The 15067-nt window shown below is 63.5% G+C and carries 17 protein-coding genes and 1 pseudogene; 9 read left to right on the forward strand and 9 right to left on the reverse strand.

Features of this window, described 5'->3' with window-relative positions:
- Window positions 1-58 precede the first annotated feature (58 nt).
- Window positions 59-529 carry a GreA/GreB family elongation factor gene (locus tag CJD35_RS04365; RefSeq protein ID WP_017181184.1) on the forward strand — a complete coding sequence of 157 codons (471 nt, stop codon included), beginning with the start codon at window positions 59-61 and terminating at the stop codon, window positions 527-529.
- 61 nt (window positions 530-590) lie between these two features.
- Here the strand turns inward: CJD35_RS04365 and CJD35_RS04370 are convergent, their stop codons facing one another.
- From CJD35_RS04370 to CJD35_RS04380, 3 genes are all read right to left on the reverse strand, one after another.
- Complete coding sequence (locus CJD35_RS04370; protein ID WP_017181185.1) at window positions 591-1082, reverse strand: Dps family protein; 492 nt, start codon at window positions 1080-1082, stop codon at window positions 591-593.
- A gap of 99 nt (window positions 1083-1181) precedes the next feature.
- Window positions 1182-1748: a TMEM165/GDT1 family protein gene (locus tag CJD35_RS04375; RefSeq protein WP_017181186.1), complete on the reverse strand. Its 567-nt coding sequence runs from the start codon at window positions 1746-1748 to the stop codon at window positions 1182-1184.
- Window positions 1749-1761: 13 nt separating this feature from the next.
- Entirely contained in the window at window positions 1762-2088 is a 327-nt protein-coding gene (locus CJD35_RS04380; RefSeq protein ID WP_017181187.1) for a hypothetical protein, read from the reverse strand.
- 203 nt (window positions 2089-2291) lie between these two features.
- On the opposite strand from CJD35_RS04380, the gene rpmG reads away from it, so the two are divergent.
- The gene (rpmG, locus tag CJD35_RS04385; RefSeq protein WP_017181188.1) at window positions 2292-2459 is read left to right on the forward strand and encodes a 50S ribosomal protein L33; all 168 of its coding nucleotides are present in this window, start codon (window positions 2292-2294) and stop codon (window positions 2457-2459) included.
- Between the two features lie 181 nt (window positions 2460-2640).
- Here the strand turns inward: rpmG and CJD35_RS04390 are convergent, their stop codons facing one another.
- On the reverse strand, window positions 2641-4506 hold the full coding sequence (locus CJD35_RS04390) for a PhoX family protein (protein WP_017181189.1): 1866 nt from the start codon (window positions 4504-4506) through the stop codon (window positions 2641-2643).
- A 134-nt stretch (window positions 4507-4640) separates the two neighbouring features.
- Window positions 4641-5002, reverse strand: a pseudogene (locus tag CJD35_RS04395) (response regulator).
- A 71-nt stretch (window positions 5003-5073) separates the two neighbouring features.
- On the opposite strand from CJD35_RS04395, the gene CJD35_RS04400 reads away from it, so the two are divergent.
- From CJD35_RS04400 to CJD35_RS04415, 4 genes are all read left to right on the forward strand, one after another.
- Window positions 5074-5361: a DUF3572 domain-containing protein gene (locus tag CJD35_RS04400; RefSeq protein ID WP_017181191.1), complete on the forward strand. Its 288-nt coding sequence runs from the start codon at window positions 5074-5076 to the stop codon at window positions 5359-5361.
- Window positions 5358-6014 (forward strand): hypothetical protein, encoded by a 657-nt coding sequence (locus tag CJD35_RS04405; RefSeq protein WP_017181192.1) that lies wholly within the window; start codon window positions 5358-5360, stop codon window positions 6012-6014. The genes CJD35_RS04400 and CJD35_RS04405 overlap by 4 nt, the downstream gene beginning before the upstream one ends.
- Window positions 6011-6475, forward strand: coding sequence for a RidA family protein (locus CJD35_RS04410; RefSeq protein ID WP_017181193.1), 465 nt, complete (start codon window positions 6011-6013; stop codon window positions 6473-6475). The genes CJD35_RS04405 and CJD35_RS04410 overlap by 4 nt, the downstream gene beginning before the upstream one ends.
- An 88-nt stretch (window positions 6476-6563) precedes the next feature.
- A complete protein-coding gene (locus tag CJD35_RS04415; RefSeq protein WP_017181194.1) occupies window positions 6564-7697 on the forward strand; it encodes a GNAT family N-acetyltransferase in 1134 nt (377 codons plus the stop codon).
- Here the strand turns inward: CJD35_RS04415 and CJD35_RS04420 are convergent.
- Window positions 7694-7990 (reverse strand): SEL1-like repeat protein, encoded by a 297-nt coding sequence (locus CJD35_RS04420; protein WP_017181195.1) that lies wholly within the window; start codon window positions 7988-7990, stop codon window positions 7694-7696. The two genes, CJD35_RS04415 and CJD35_RS04420, sit on opposite strands and share 4 nt — an antisense overlap.
- Before the next feature lie 232 nt (window positions 7991-8222).
- Between CJD35_RS04420 and CJD35_RS04425 the strand changes: the two genes are divergently transcribed.
- The gene (locus CJD35_RS04425) at window positions 8223-9491 is read left to right on the forward strand and encodes a multidrug effflux MFS transporter (protein WP_017181196.1); all 1269 of its coding nucleotides are present in this window, start codon (window positions 8223-8225) and stop codon (window positions 9489-9491) included.
- 59 nt (window positions 9492-9550) lie between these two features.
- Here the strand turns inward: CJD35_RS04425 and CJD35_RS04430 are convergent, their stop codons facing one another.
- Window positions 9551-11131, reverse strand: a complete 1581-nt coding sequence (locus tag CJD35_RS04430; protein ID WP_017181197.1) for an amino acid permease — start codon at window positions 11129-11131, stop codon at window positions 9551-9553.
- Window positions 11132-11287: 156 nt separating this feature from the next.
- Between CJD35_RS04430 and pgeF the strand changes: the two genes are divergently transcribed.
- Window positions 11288-12049: a peptidoglycan editing factor PgeF gene (pgeF, locus tag CJD35_RS04435; RefSeq protein WP_017181198.1), complete on the forward strand. Its 762-nt coding sequence runs from the start codon at window positions 11288-11290 to the stop codon at window positions 12047-12049.
- Window positions 12050-12684: 635 nt separating this feature from the next.
- On the forward strand, window positions 12685-13512 hold the full coding sequence (locus tag CJD35_RS04440) for an IS5 family transposase (protein ID WP_095686800.1): 828 nt from the start codon (window positions 12685-12687) through the stop codon (window positions 13510-13512).
- 281 nt (window positions 13513-13793) lie between these two features.
- On the opposite strand, the gene CJD35_RS22920 is transcribed toward CJD35_RS04440, so the two are convergent.
- Together CJD35_RS22920 and CJD35_RS22925 are read right to left on the reverse strand one after the other, a co-directional pair.
- The gene (locus CJD35_RS22920) at window positions 13794-14408 is read right to left on the reverse strand and encodes a right-handed parallel beta-helix repeat-containing protein (protein WP_244917240.1); all 615 of its coding nucleotides are present in this window, start codon (window positions 14406-14408) and stop codon (window positions 13794-13796) included.
- Window positions 14405-15028: a hypothetical protein gene (locus CJD35_RS22925; RefSeq protein ID WP_244917210.1), complete on the reverse strand. Its 624-nt coding sequence runs from the start codon at window positions 15026-15028 to the stop codon at window positions 14405-14407. The genes CJD35_RS22920 and CJD35_RS22925 overlap by 4 nt, the downstream gene beginning before the upstream one ends.
- Between the last annotated feature and the right edge of the window lie 39 nt (window positions 15029-15067).

Below are 15067 nucleotides of genomic sequence, written 5' to 3' on the forward strand. Positions count from 1 at the left end.
GTCTCTTCACCTTCGACTTCGCTCAGGGCGAACGGATAATAATGTCTAGGAGAGCGTCATGAGTGTCGCCTTTCGTCGCGAGGGCGATGATGAGCATATGGAGCCCAAGTTCGAACTGCCGATCCCGCCGGGACCCAATTGGGTGACGGCGCGCGGATTGCGGCTGACGCGGGAGAAGGTCGAGGCGCTGGAGGCCGTGGACCTGAGCGGCATGGCCGAGGAGGATGCCAAGAAGCATGGCCGCGTGCTGCGCTATTGGCGAACGCGGCTGGCAACCGCGGAACTGCGCCCGGTCGCGACGGGCGACGCCGTGGCGTTCGGATGCCGGGTGACCTATCGGATCAATGGACGGGACAAGACGGTCGGACTTGTCGGCGATGATGAGGCCGATCCGGCGGAAGGGCGAATCAGCTTCTCCGCCCCGCTGGCGCGCGCAATGATGGATGCGACGGTCGGCGAGACGGTCGATTTCGCGGGCAAGCCCGATGCGGTGGAGATTGTCGATATTGCGGTTGTCGTGGAACCCTGACCCCCTGCTCCGTCCGGTTCGAGCCTGTCGAGGGCGCGAACCGAACGGCTGAGGAATGAAATCAGGCGCCGCGACCTGCTTCGAACAGGAACCAGGCTCGCTGTTCGGCCTGATCGGTCCAGTCGTCGACAATGCCTTCGGTGGCGTTGTCGCCCGCTTCGGTCGCGGCAGCCTTCACCGCGCGGAAGGATTCGACCAGCGCCAGATTGTCGTTGCGCAATTCCATCAGCATGTCGGCGGGGCTGACAAATTCGGCGTCATTGTCAGTGAGGCTCTGATGACGCGAAATATCGCCGATCGAGCGCAGGGTGACATTGCCGGTCTTGCGCACACGCTCGGCGATCAGGTCCGTGGTGGCCAGGATCTCGGCAGCCTGTTCATCGAACATCAGATGATAGTCGCGGAAATGCGGGCCGGAAACGTGCCAGTGAAAATTCTTGGTCTTGAGATACAGCGCATAGCTGTCCGCCAGTACGCCGTTGAGCGCCTGCGCCACGGTCTTGGTAGCGTTGTTTTTAAGGTCGGTGGGTGTCTTGAGATCGGCGGCGGTCATATGTCCTCCTGGGCAGTGCGAATTGGTTTCGGACATATAATGATTAAAGGCCGATATGGTGCCACGGAAAAACGCGATCAGCCTGATGGAAGAAAGCGATCAGACCAGCGCCAGCGCCGACAGCGCCAGCATCGCGCCCACCAGCAGCAACAGCACGGCGCCGCCCAGCCGGATCGCGCGGATGGGCAGGACGGCGAAAATCCGGTCCCGCAGCAGCACGACGGGCACGGACGCCGCGATCACGCCGATCGCGCCGCCCATCGCCGCCAGCACCGGATTGCCGCTATGGGTGGTGATCCCCAGAATCAGAAATTGCGGGCCATCGCCAAAGCCCAGGATGAACAGGCCCAGCATCGTGGTGACGAATGCGCCGGTCGGCCAGCTGGCCAGCGGATCGGGCGACGTGACCGGCCATAACAGGCCGATCCCCAGAAACAGGACGGAAAGCGAGAGGAAGAGCAGGCGCGGGTCCGAACCCAGCATCGGGCCGATCCAGGCCCCGGCAGTGGCGGACAGCGCCGCATTGGCGATGGCGGCGACGATGATGCCCGCGATCACCGCGCCATTGCGCTGAAAGCGGGTCGCCAGTGCAAGGACGAGCAACTGGCTCTTGTCGCCAATTTCGCCAAGCAGACAGCCGAGCAGGGCAAGCAGCAGGGCGTCCATCGGCGGCGCTGGTTCAGGCGCGCAGGGTGGCGATGGGGGCGGGTGAGCGCTGCGCGATGATCGGCACGATGTCGGCCGCGCGCATGTCGCTGCTGATCGCGTCGCGCATCAGATCGAGATAGGACAGGACCACCGGACCAAGGCCATGAAGCGAGAGCGCCGATTCGAGCGTCCCGGCCAGTCCTTCGACCACATCGAGGTGGAAGGCGCGGGCGATGTGGCGAATCTGGTCGACTTCATCGTGCAGCCGGACGACCGACAGATGACCGCGCTGGCCCGCCAGCCCGTCGACCCGGCGCATCAGGTCGGCCAATATCGCCAGCATCGGATCATGTCGCATGGGAAAGCCCCTTCCCTGTCCTGTCGTCCCCATGGGCATGATGCGCCTGTCTGGTTAAGACCGGGTAAACCGGCCAAAACCGGCGTGCCAACCTTGACAGCGCGGCGAATCTGCCCCATGGGCCACCGCTGAAACGGGGCGGTCCTGACATTTGGCGGGCCGCTCTTACTTTTTTTATAGCTCACGACCGGGGACACAAGGCCATGGCCAAGCCAGCAACTGTCAAGATTCGCCTCGTCAGCACCGCTGACACCGGCTTCTTCTACGTCACCAAGAAGAATCCGCGCACCCAGACCGAAAAGTTCAGCTTCAAGAAGTATGACCCGGTCGTGCGCAAGCATGTCGAGTTCAAGGAAGCCAAGATCAAGTGACGGCAAGGCGGCGTTAGCCGCCGGTCGTCATTCCGGCCTTGCGCCGGGATACAGGGTTCCAGGCGCTACGTCGGAATTGTAAAAGGCCCGTTCCAATGCTGGAACGGGCCTTTTGCTGTTTGCCGGGATTGTTCACCGTCATTCCAGCAAAAGCCGGAATGACGGTGAACAGGATCAGCGATCAGTTACCGACCGGCTGGCTGTCCGTGCGGCGAACCACTATGGTCGAGGAGCGCGGCTGCTGGCCGGATACCGGCCAGTTGCCGGTGGGATGCTGGATGTTGACGAAGAAGGTCTTGAGGTCCGGCGTATAGGCAAGGCCGGTAATCTCGCAGCCCTTCGGGCCGACCAGGAAGCGCTTGGACTGCTTGGTTGTCTGGTCGATGTAGAACATGGCATTCTGGCCGAAAATATCCTCGATCGACTTGCCGGTCACGCCGGACGTGCCCGGAATGCTATGGTCGGTCTGGACCCACAGGCGACCCTTGGGATCGATGCGGATGCCATCGGGGCTGGAGAAAGTGTCGCCCTTGATGTCGCCGACCAGATTGGCGCCGCCCGACGCCAGCGCCGGATCGCCCGCCAGCAGGAAGATTTCCCAGCTGAACTTGGTGGCGAGCGGCGAATTGCCCTCTTCCTTGAACTTGATGATGTGGCCGTGACGGTTGGTGACGCGCGGGTTGGCCGGATCGGTGACGCGGCGGCCGCTATTGTTGGTGAGCGTCACGAACACGGCGCTGTTGTCGGGCGCGACCGTGATCCATTCGGGACGGTCCATGATGGTCCCGCCAGCAACGCGCGCCGCCGACTGGCATTTGATCAGCACGTCGGCCTGATTGGCGAAATTGACCGTAGCGGGCGCAGGCGGCGTGGTGGACTGGCTGACATCACCGGGATCGGACGCGCCGACGATCAGGCCGTTCTGACCCTGTACCAGTGCGCGCCATTCGCCCGTGCCATCGCCGTTGAAGCGGGCGACATAGAGCGTGCCATAGTCGAGCAGGTCGATATTGGCCGCCCGGTTCGCGGTGGAGAAAGCGCGGTCGGGGATGAATTTATAGATGCAGCCCGGCGTCGAATCGTCACCCATGTAGAAGGCGACGCGGCGGTCGGCATTGGCCATATAGGCGACATTTTCATGGCTGAAACGGCCCATGGCGGTGCGCTTGGTCGGGGCGGCCAGTTCCTGATAGGGGTCGATTTCGACCACCCAGCCATAGTCATTTTCAGGCTGGACCGGATCGAGATAATTGTCGGTCGTTTCCTCGCAGGTGAGGTAGGTGCCCCAGGGGGTACGGCCCGACGAGCAATTGTTGAGCATGCCCTTGATCGACGCCGACAGCAGGCCCGCAGCCGGACCACCAGCGCGATAGAGGCTGTTGCCGGTATAGCGCTTGTTGAAGCGCGAACCCGCCTTGACTGCCCATTTGCCGTCGCTGCCCTTGGCGATTTCGACCACGCCGATGCCGACGGCCGACAGGGCGATCTTCTTCTGGTCGGCGGTGGCGGTGGCCGGATCGTAGGAACCGGACATCAGGATGTTGAAGTCGGGATATTCGAAGTTGAGCGCCAGCAGGCCGCCATTATTGGCGTCCACGCCCGACAGGTCGAAATATTCCATGCCGTCATGGTTGCCGCCCGCCCATTTTTCAGCATCGGCCGGGGTCGGGAAGCTGCCCGAATAGGGGGTGCCGGTTTCCACCGAATCGCCCGCCTTCAGCAGCACGTCGACGGTGTAGCCGGTCGGCACGGTGACGGTGTCGTTCATATTGGCGGCGACGGGGGCGAAGCTGACGGTGTAGCTGTCGGTCGGCGTCGGGGTCGGCGTGGGTGTGGGCGTCGGGGTGGGCGCGCCGTCATCATCATCGTCGCAAGCGGCCAGCGTGCCCAGCATCGGCAGGATCGACAGGCCCAGCAGGCCGTTCTTCAGGATCGTGCGGCGCGCCGGATTGGCCGCGACGATGGCTTCCAGGCTGTTGTCGCCCATGGAAATGGTCGGCTGCGCATCGCGATAGGGCGCGCGCGCTTCGTCGGTCAGATGGGACATGATGATTACCCTTATTGCGGTTCCGGGCCGTCGGCAGAGCGCCGCGCCCCTGTGGCCGTCGGGCAGTGCCAGTCAGGGATGACAGGCGGACGGCGGCACCGGGTCAGGGTGATGAAAGCGACATGACAGGCTTGTTACAGCAGGCTGTTCACCTGTTCGACAAAGCGCAGCACCGAAATGGGCTTGGAAACATAGGCCTGCGCCCCGGCGGCGCGAATCCGTTCCTCGTCCCCTTCCCGGCATAGGCGGTGACCGCCATGATCGGCACGCTGGACAGCCGATCGTCGGCCTTCAGGGAAATGATGAGGTCCAGCCCGCTGACATGGGGCAGGTGAATGTCCGTGATGACAAGGTCGGGCAGAAAGTCGCGCGCCTGCGCCAGCACGTCGCGACCGTCACGCATCGGCAACACTTCATGGCCATGCGCACGCAGCAGATCGCAAAAAAGTTTCAGATTGAGTTCGTTGTCCTCGACAACAAGCACGCGCTTTGCCACCAGTCACCCATAATTTCCAAGCAGCCCCGAAGCGCGCCACATCCTGGCCGCACCCCCGCCGAGACCCGATCATGCGACCCGACACCCATAATGGCAAGCGAGATAGCGGCGCAGACCCTGCGACGCTGGCGCTGATGGCGCTGGGCTGGATCCTGGCCGACGGGCAGCGGGCCGACCGGCTGCTGGCGCTGACCGGCCTGGACAGCGACACCCTGCGCGCGGGGATCGACAATCCGGCGATATTGGGCGCGGTGCTGGCCTTTCTGGCGGATCATGAGCCGGACCTGATCGCCTGTGCCGAGGCGATCGACACATCGCCCGACACCTTGATCGCCGCGCAGGAGAGACTGAGCCGATGAACCGCCCGCTGATCATCACCGATTGCGACGAGGTGCTGTTGCACATGGTCGTGCCGTTCCGCGACTGGCTGGACGAAACGCACAATGTGCATTTCGACATGCATGATCGCGGCTTTGCAGAGGCGCTGCGGCACAAGGATAGCGGGCAGGTCGTCGAGCGCGAACTGGTGTGGGGGTTGCTGGTCGCATTTTTCGATACCGAAATGCACCGGCAGACGCCGATCGCGGGCGCGGTCGCCGCGCTGGGGCGGCTGGCGCAGGTCGCCGACATCGTCGTGCTGACCAATATCGGCGAGCGCCATCACCAGTTACGGGTCGAGCAGCTGGCGGCGTTTGGCCTCGACTTCCCGGTCCAGTGGAATCACGGGCCGAAGGGCGAACCGCTGGCGGCGATCGTCGCCGCGCATGATGCCAGCGTCGCGCTGTTCATCGACGATCTGGCCGAACATCACACGTCCGTCGCGCGCCATGCGCCCGACGTGTGGCGGCTGCACATGGTCGGCGAGCCGGAGATCGCCATAACCGTGCCCGCCGCGCCGCACGCCCATGCGCGGATCGACAATTGGGCAGCGGCTGAACGCTGGATCATGGAAAAGCTGGCCACCGGACCGGCACCAATCGAAACATCCTACACTGACGGAGCCTTATCATGAGCATCGACGCCCGCCTTGCCGAACTCGGCATCACCCTGCCCCAGGCCGCCGCCCCGGTCGCCGCCTATGTGTCGAGCGTGGAGGCCAACGGCCTGCTGCACATTTCCGGGCAGATTTCGCTGGCCCCCGACGGTCTGATGACCGGACGTCTGGGCGAGGACAGGGAACTGGATTATGGCGTCGCCGCCGCGCGCATCTGCGGCCTCAACCTGATCGCGCAGATGAAGGCGGCGCTCGGCAGCCTCGACCGGGTCGAGCGGGTGGTGAAGCTGGGCGCGTTCATCGCCAGCGCGCCATCCTTCACGGACCAGCCCAAGGTCGCCAATGGTGCGTCCGAACTGATGGTCGAAGTGTTTGGCGAGGCAGGCAAGCATACCCGCAGCGCCGTGGGCGTGCCGGTGCTGCCGCTGGGCGCGGTCGTGGAAATCGACGCCGTCGTGCTCGTCCGCGCCGCTGACTGACGCGACGGACCTTGCGCAACAGCCGGGGCGACACAATGTCCCCGGCTGTGATTGAAGCAGCCAGACCCGATCGCGTGAAGGCACGCCGATGACTGATGTGGTGGCGCGTATCGCGGCAGGCGTGGCGGAGCTGCCGCGTGCGCAGTGGGATGCCTGCGCAGGGGCCGACAATCCGTTCGTCAGCTGGGATTTCCTGAGCGCGCTGGAGCGGTCGGGCAGCGTGGGCGAAGGGACCGGCTGGCAACCCCTGCCGCTGATGATCGACGGGGCGGACGGGCGCATCGCCGCCGCCGCGCCGCTCTATGCCAAGAGCCACAGCCAGGGCGAATATGTGTTCGACCATGGCTGGGCCGATGCCTGGGAACGGGCGGGCGGGCGCTATTATCCCAAGATCCAGATCGCCGCGCCTTTCTCTCCCGTACCCGGTCCCCGGCTGCTGCTGCGCGACCGCAGCCTTGCCCCGGCGTTGATCGCGGGGATCGAGACGCTGGTGGAGCGCAACCACCTGTCGTCCGCCCATGCGACCTTCGTGGCACCGGACCAGGTCGGCGATTTCGAGGCGGCGGGCTGGCTGATTCGCGAGGACAGCCAGTTTCACTGGTCCAATCGCGGCTATGGCAGTTTCGATGATTTCCTGGCCGACCTGTCGAGCGCGAAGCGCAAGAATATCCGCAAGGAACGCGCACGGGCGGTCGAAGGGCTGGACATCGTCCACCTGACCGGGCCGGATCTGACCGAGGCGCATTGGGATATATTCTGGGATTTCTATCAGGATACCGGCTCACGCAAATGGGGAACGCCCTATCTGACGCGATCCTTCTTCTCGCTATTGGGCGAGACGATGGCCGACCGGGTGCTGTTGATGCTGGCGCTGCGCGACGGACGGGCGGTTGCAGGGGCGCTCAACCTGATCGGCGCGGATACGCTCTATGGCCGCTATTGGGGCTGTAACGAGGAGGTGCCGAACCTCCATTTCGAGCTATGCTATTATCAGGCGATCGACGTCGCGATCGCGCGCGGCCTTGCTCGCGTCGAAGCGGGCGCGCAGGGCGGGCACAAGCTGGCGCGCGGCTATGCCCCGGAACCGACCTTTTCCGCGCATTATATTCCCGATGCCGGGTTTCGGCGCGCAGTGGCCGATTTCCTGACCGCCGAGCGGGCAGGCGTGCAGCAGGACCGGCTATGGCTGGCCGGGCGGACGCCGTTCAGAAAGGCTGATTAGGCGGCGCGCGCCTGCGTCAGGGCGATCCATGCGCGGGCCTGACGCTGGGCCTCGGCGATTTCGCGAGCGGTCATTTCCTCGGCAATTTCGGCGCGCATCGCCTGGCCTTCTTCGCTGCCGCCAAGGGCCGCCAGGTTGAACCATTTATGCGCTTCGATCAGGTCGATCGGCATGTCGCCGGTGCCGCAGCTATAGGCGACGCCCAGATCGAAACAGGCCTCTGCCGATCCGCTGGCCGCCCGCGCCATGCGGCTCTCGATTAGAAACTGCGCACTCTTGATACTATTGCCCATGACCCTGTTCCCTTTTCCAACGCTAACCCAATGGTCGACAACCCTTGTTCTTTTTCCACGAAGAGCAGGTTGGACCGGCAGCCGCTAAAAAATGGTTAACGGCTTTGACCGTTTGTCGGGCCGGACTCGCGCGATTGCGGGGGCGGGCAAGGTTAATGGGTGCCGCGCCGGGCAGCGAATAGTAGCATTTTAGGACTGGCATCGGCGCATCTTAGTCCCCATAGCCGGACCCATGGCCCAAAATCCCCCTTCCCCGCCAGCAGGCAAGGACATCCAGTTTCGCGAATTCGTTCTGCTATGCGCCTGTCTCATGGCGATGAACGCCCTGTCGATCGACCCCATGCTGCCTGCCCTGCCCGCCATCGGCCGCGATCTGGCGATCGCGCAGCCCAATGACCGGCAGTTGATCATCAGCGTCTATTTTCTGGGGCTGGGAATCGGGTCGCTGCTGTTTGGCGTCCTGTCCGACCGTTATGGCCGCAAGAAGGTGCTGGCCTGGGCGATGCTGTTGTTCATCCTCTCCTCCATGGCCTGCGCAGCGGCGCAAAGCTTCCCGGTCATGCTGATCGGCCGCGCCTGCGCCGGCTTTTTCGCCGGAGCGAGCCGCGTCATCACCGTGGGAATCGTGCGCGACCGGTTCCGGGGCGATGCGATGGCGCGGGTCATGTCGCTGATCTTTGCGGTGTTCATGCTGATCCCGGTGATGGCCCCCAGTTTCGGGCAGGCGATCCTGTGGATCGCGCCGTGGCGCTGGATCTTCTGGGCGCTGGCGATAATGGCGAGCCTGATCCTGCTATGGCTGATGGCGCGGATGCCCGAAACATTGCGACCGGAAAACCGGATGCGAATCACGGTCGGCGGGCTGTTGCACACGGTCGGGACGATCATGCGCACGCGCAGTTCGATCGGCCATATGCTGGCCAGCGGCGTGGTGATGGGCGGATTGATCGGCTTCATCCTGTCGGTGCAGCAGATATTCTTCGACGTGTTCAAAGCGGAAGAAATTTTCCCGATCGCCTTCGCCCTGATGGCGGCCGGCATGGGGGTCGGCAGCCTGGTCAACAGCCGGCTGGTATCACGCTTTGGCGCGCGGCGGCTGAGCCAGGCGGCGCTGATCGCCTTCATCCTGATCGCCATCGTCCATGTGAGCGTCATCCTGTCGGGGCGGGAGACGATCGTCACCTTCATGCTGTTGCAGGGAATAACGATGCTGACGGTCGCCTTCACCGCGTCCAATTTCAGCGCGATCTCGATGGAGCCATTTTCGAAAGGTGCGGGCGTCGCTTCCTCCTTTCAGGCGTTCCTGACCACTGCCCTGTCCGCGACGCTGGGCAGCATCGTGGGCCGCGCGTTCAATGGCACCACCTTGCCGCTGGCCATGGGGCTGCTGGTGTTCGGCTCCTTAAGCTTCCTGATCGTGATCTGGGCGGAGCGGGGCAGGCTGTTCACCCGGCCCAACAATAGCGGGCTGCGCGACGTAGAGTTTGAAACGGTCCACTGAACGACAAACGGGGCGGTGTTACCCGCCCCGTTCGATGTTCGATCAGGCGCCTTGCTTGATCAGGCGTCCTTTCCGCCCGGCGTGTGCGCGCCGGGCAGCGGCGGCACCGGCTGGGGCGGGATGCCCGCATCCAGTTCCGGCACGTCGCTGATCCCGCGCCCCACATGGCTGCGGTTGCGGCTATAGGCGAAATAGACGATCAGGCCGACCGCCGCCCAGCCCACGAACATCAGCTTGGTTTCGACGCCCAGGCTCCAGAACAGATACATGCAGCCCAGAATCGCGATCGGCGCGGTGATCATGATCGCCGGGGTGCGGAAGGGCCGCCTGCGTGCCGGGTCGGTACGACGCAGCACCAGCACCGCGATCGACACGGCGGCAAAGGCGAACAGGGTGCCGGAGTTGGAGATGTCCGCCAGGATGCCGACGGGGAAGAAGGCGGCGAACAGCGCGACGAAGATGCCGGTCAGGATGGTGATGACATAGGGCGTCTTGTAGGTCGGATGGACTTTGGAGAACATCGCCGGCAGCAGGCCGTCGCGGCTCATGACAAAAAAGATGCGGGTCTGGCCGAACATCATCATCAGGATGACCGAAGGCAGGGCGAGACCAGCGGCCAGGCCGAGCAGATTGCCGATCTGGGGCCAGCCGATTTCACGCAGGGTCCAGGCCAGCGCTTCCTTCGAGCAGGTGACGGCTTCGGTACCGGCGGCGGCCAGTGCGGCGCATTGTTGCGACAGCGCGGTCGATCCGGGCGCCAGGGCAATGCCGCCCTGCGCGATCGGGATGCCGCCTTCGGTCACCGGCTGCGCGCCCACGGTGCCGATGACGCCTGCGGCAACCAGCATGTAGAAGATGGTGCAGATGCCGAGCGAACCGATCAGGCCGATCGGCATGTTACGCTGGGGGTTCTTGGTTTCTTCAGCGGCCGTGGACACGGCGTCAAAGCCCACATAGGCGAAAAAGATCGAGGCGGCGGCAGCGGAAATGCCCGAAAAGCCGAGCGGGGCGAAGGGGGTGAACTTGTCCATGTTCATCACCGGCAGCGCCAGCACGATGAACAGCGTGAGCGCCGCGACCTTGATCAGCACCAGCACGGCGTTGACCGACGCGCTTTCCTTGGTGCCGATGACCAGCAGCCAGGTGACCAGACCGGCGATCAGCATTGCGGGCAGGTTGACCACGCCGCCATCGAACGGTCCCCGCGTCAGCAGATCGGGAATGTCCATGTGGAATGTATGTTCGATCAACCCCACGACATAGCCGGACCAGCCGACCGACACCGCGCCCGCCGCGACCGCATATTCCAGGATCAGCGCCCAGCCGACCATCCAGGCGATCAATTCGCCCATCACGGCATAGCTATAGGTATAGGCAGAGCCGGACACGGGCACCATCGCCGCCATTTCCGCGTAGCAGAGCGCCGCCACCGCGCAGACGAAGCCGGCAATGACGAAGGCGATCATCATGCCCGGCCCGGCCTTTTGCGCGGCTTCGGCCGTCAGCACGAAAATGCCGGTGCCGATAACGGCCCCGATGCCGAGCATGGTGAGCTGGAATGCGCCCAGCGAACGATGCAGCGATTTCTTCTCTGCCGTCGCCAATATGGCGTCGAGAGATTTTACGCGCCCGAATATCATGAATGGAAACCCTTTATCTTGCGATGTCTTGCCCCGGCGGCCGGATCACCCGCCCCCTTTTGCTATGGGACCGGAGACTATCGCCTAATCGCGCGCGCGCAAGTATGTTGCGCGACCAAGACATGACCATCCATGGTCGAATGATGAGGAGTGACGATGATCGACCTGCTGACAGCACCCGGCCTGCATGACCTGCCTCATGGCTTTGCCGGGCGGCGCGGCGGGGTGTCGGAGGGTGTTCATGCGGGTCTGAATGTCGGCCTGGGGTCGCAGGACGATCGCGCGGCGGTGCTGCGGAACCGCGAACTGGCGCGTGACGCGGTGATGCCCGGCGCGGCGCTGGTGACGGTGCATCAGGTCCATTCGCCCGACGTCGTGACCGTCAGCGCCGCGGTGCCGGACGCCGAGCGCCCCGCCGCCGACGGGATGGTGACGGATCGGCCGGGCCTGTTGCTGGGGATATTGACCGCGGACTGCGTGCCCGTGCTGTTTGCCGACCGGGCGGCGGGCGTGGTCGGCGCGGCCCATGCCGGATGGAAGGGCGCGATTGGCGGGGTGACCGACGCGACGATCGCGGCGATGACGGCGCTGGGGGCGCAGCGGGAGCGGATCGGCTGCGCGATCGGTCCCTGCATCGGGCGCTCCTCCTATGAGGTGACGCTGGATTTCGCCGAGCGGTTCGAGCGGGACGATGCCGATAATGCGCGCTTCTTCACGGCGGGGCGGCTGGGGCATGTGCAGTTCGACATTGCCGCCTATGTCGCGTCCCGGCTGGCGGCGGCCGGGGTCGGGCGGATCGATCTGCTGGATGAGGATACGTACAGCCAGCCGGACCGCTTTTTCAGCTATCGCCGGTCCTGCCATCGCAACGAGCCGGATTATGGGCGGCAATTGTCGATGATCGGCCTGCCAGCATAGTCGGCTTGAGAGGGGCGATCAGGGACGATTTCCGCCAGGCGATCACGGCGGGGATCGCCGTGCCAATAACGCTGCCCGTCGAGGGGTCGGCGGAAAAGCATCTTTGGTACATTCGACAGGGCGATGTTGTAATATAATTGCAAATATATTGTCTGTGGCTTGCTTTTAATGTCCGCGCGGCTATGCGACAAAAAATGCTGCGCTTGCAGTAGCGGACAAGCATGACGCCTGTATCGACACAGACCAACATGCATGCCGACTACGCATAGGCGCAGCCGTCACTGAACTGCCCGTGAGCAGATTCCCAAATATTTGATAATTGGCAGTTTTACTGCAAACCCGTGAATATAATAGTGCCAATTCCGATCCAAAGCGCGGCAGAAACACTCGCGGTGATCAAGAAACGGGACGCATAACTGCGCGGCATAGAATTCAACATACGACCTCTCCAAAATATGGTTTTCTTTTATCCTTAGCATAGGTTTTTTTCTCGTACAGCTACCCAACGATTTTTCTTTACAAAGTTTCCTTAGAGCCTGATCCGAAATTAAGTTGAGTGGTATCAGCAGGTTAGCTTGACGGCCTAGCCTGTCGCTGATTCATGGGTTTCGCCAAAAACTACCGTGGATTCAACGATGTGGACTGATACCACTCGCGCCCTTCATGCGCGAAGCGGACTGGCTTTGCCAAGCGATTTGACGGATGCGGAATGGGCTGTGCTGGAGCCACTGCTTCCGACGGCCTCGGCGGTAGGGCGTCCGCGCAAATGGCCGTTGCGGCGCATTGTGGAAGCCATGCTGTTCCTGCTGCGCGGCGGTTTGCCATGGCGAATGCTGCCACCCTGCTTTCCGCCCGTTTCCACGGTTCGGCGCTGGTTCTATCTGTGGCGCGACAATGGCCTGTGGCTGTCGATCAACCACGCGCTGCTGATGGTGACCCGCGAAATGGAGGGGCGCGAGGCTTCGCCCAGTGCCGGCGTGATCGACAGTCAGAGCGTGAAGACGACGGAAAGCGGCGGCCCCTGTGGCTACGATGCGGGCAAGAAGATCAAGGGACGCAAGCGCCATATCCTGACCGACACCAATGGCAATCTGGTCCATGCCCTCGTGCATGGTGCGGATATTCAGGATCGCGATGGCGCACCCCTGCTGCTCACCGGCATCATCGGGCGCTTTCCATGGCTGCGCCATCTGTTCGCCGATGGCGGCTATGCCGGGGACAAACTCAAGGACGCTCTGCGCAAAATGGGCAAATGGACCATAGAGATCATCAAGCGTTCCGACACCGGCAAGGGCTTCACGGTGCTGCCACGCCGCTGGGTCGTCGAGCGCACACTCGCCTGGCTCAATCGCAACCGTCGCCTCGCCAAAGACTTCGAGAAAACCATAGCATCTGCAACCGCATGGCTCTTCATCGCATCCGTTCAGCTATACGCTCGACGCATCGCAAAGCGCGGCCAATAATTTTGAATCAGACTCTTAACGCCGCAGGGGTTGCGGCCCTCCGGCACGGGCCATTTGCCCCGAAAAACGGGCGATTCTCGCAGCTATTGATTTGAAAAATCGGCATTATCGTCGCGCGAACCGCCGTCGGCCCGGCCCCGGTCCGAACAATAAAAAAACTTCGATAATGTCAGGCAAGTGGCGCCGGGAGGCGTCGTCAGCCAGCCGTCCGACGCGCGGCCGACAGGATCAGCGCCGGGACAGGCGCCTCAAGCGATGATGACGACGCGCCGCGCGCGCCGTCAGCGGGAAAAGGGCAGCGGTACGGGGCGCGCGCCCGCGGACAGGGCGGGTCGCCCTCCGTTCCGGTTGTTCAGGAACCGGACCTTGCCCGTCCCCTCCATGGAGCGCATGCGGCCCGCCTTCCGGCTGAACTGATTATTGGCGATCGCGACATCGGAGGAATAGAGGGCGACCGCCGCGCGGGGGTGGTTGCGGCCAAGTTCGATCGCCGCGCCATAGGTCGGGGACACATCCAGATAATTGCCGCTGACGTCGACGCGCTGGGCCGCCATGATGTTCACCGCGCGCTTGCCCACTCCCTGGACCAGATTGCCGGTCACGCGGACATTACGCGCCTCAAACCCCTCATAGCCGGGGCGCGACGCCATGCGCGGACTGGTCCAGCCGCCGACCAGCACGCCATCGGAGGTGATGTCGCTGATCTTGTTGGCGTCGATCAGTATCCGGTCGCTGCCGCCCTTGACCGATATCGCCCCGGTCCGCGAGTCCACCTTCGACACGCTGTTGTGCGAAATCTGGCCATTGACGATGCCCAGCAGGTCGATGGCTTCGTCATAGCAGTTGGTGATGACATTGTCCGCGACGATCACATTGCTGCCGCCGTTGATCTTCACGCCATCTTCCTTGGGATTGTCGATGACGTTGCCATAGACGGCGATATTGTTGACGGTATCGTGATAGTCATAGCCATTCTGGCTGAACTGGATGCCATTATGGCCCCCGGTGACATGGAATCCCTGCACCAGGACATTGTCGGTCCCCCCGCCCCGATCGCGGCCCATTTGCCTTCGCGCGGGGCCACGATCCGGGCCGCCTGCGGGCCGTCCGCCGACACCAGCCAGATCGGCGCGTCGGGCGTACCGTTCGTCCTTTTGGGAAAGAGGACATTTTCGTTATAGGTGCCCGCCTTCACCATGATGGCCGTACCGGGGCGGGCCATCATCACCGCATCGCCGATCCGGGCGAAGGGACGGTCGCGGCTGCCATTCCCCGACTGTGCGGGCGCGCCAGCCGATACCCAGACGAAGCGCTGCGGCTTTGCCTTGCGGAATACCGCTGCGTCTAGCCCGGTCGGCGGCAGCGCTGGCAGGACGTCCGCATCCATGCGCAGCGCCGCAATATCCTGCTGCTGGGCGAGCAGGCGTTCGCCCACGACATTGGGATTGCTGGCGGACGCGACGTACAGGCCAGTAACAGCGGTCAGGACGATCCCTGCAATCGCAAAATGGTTCATCGCTCACCTCTCCCATCGCCCAACGGCGTGTGCAGCCTA

Origin of the sequence: Sphingobium xenophagum, assembly GCF_002288285.1 — a bacterium.
GTDB classification, from domain to species: Bacteria; Pseudomonadota; Alphaproteobacteria; order Sphingomonadales; family Sphingomonadaceae; genus Sphingobium; species Sphingobium xenophagum.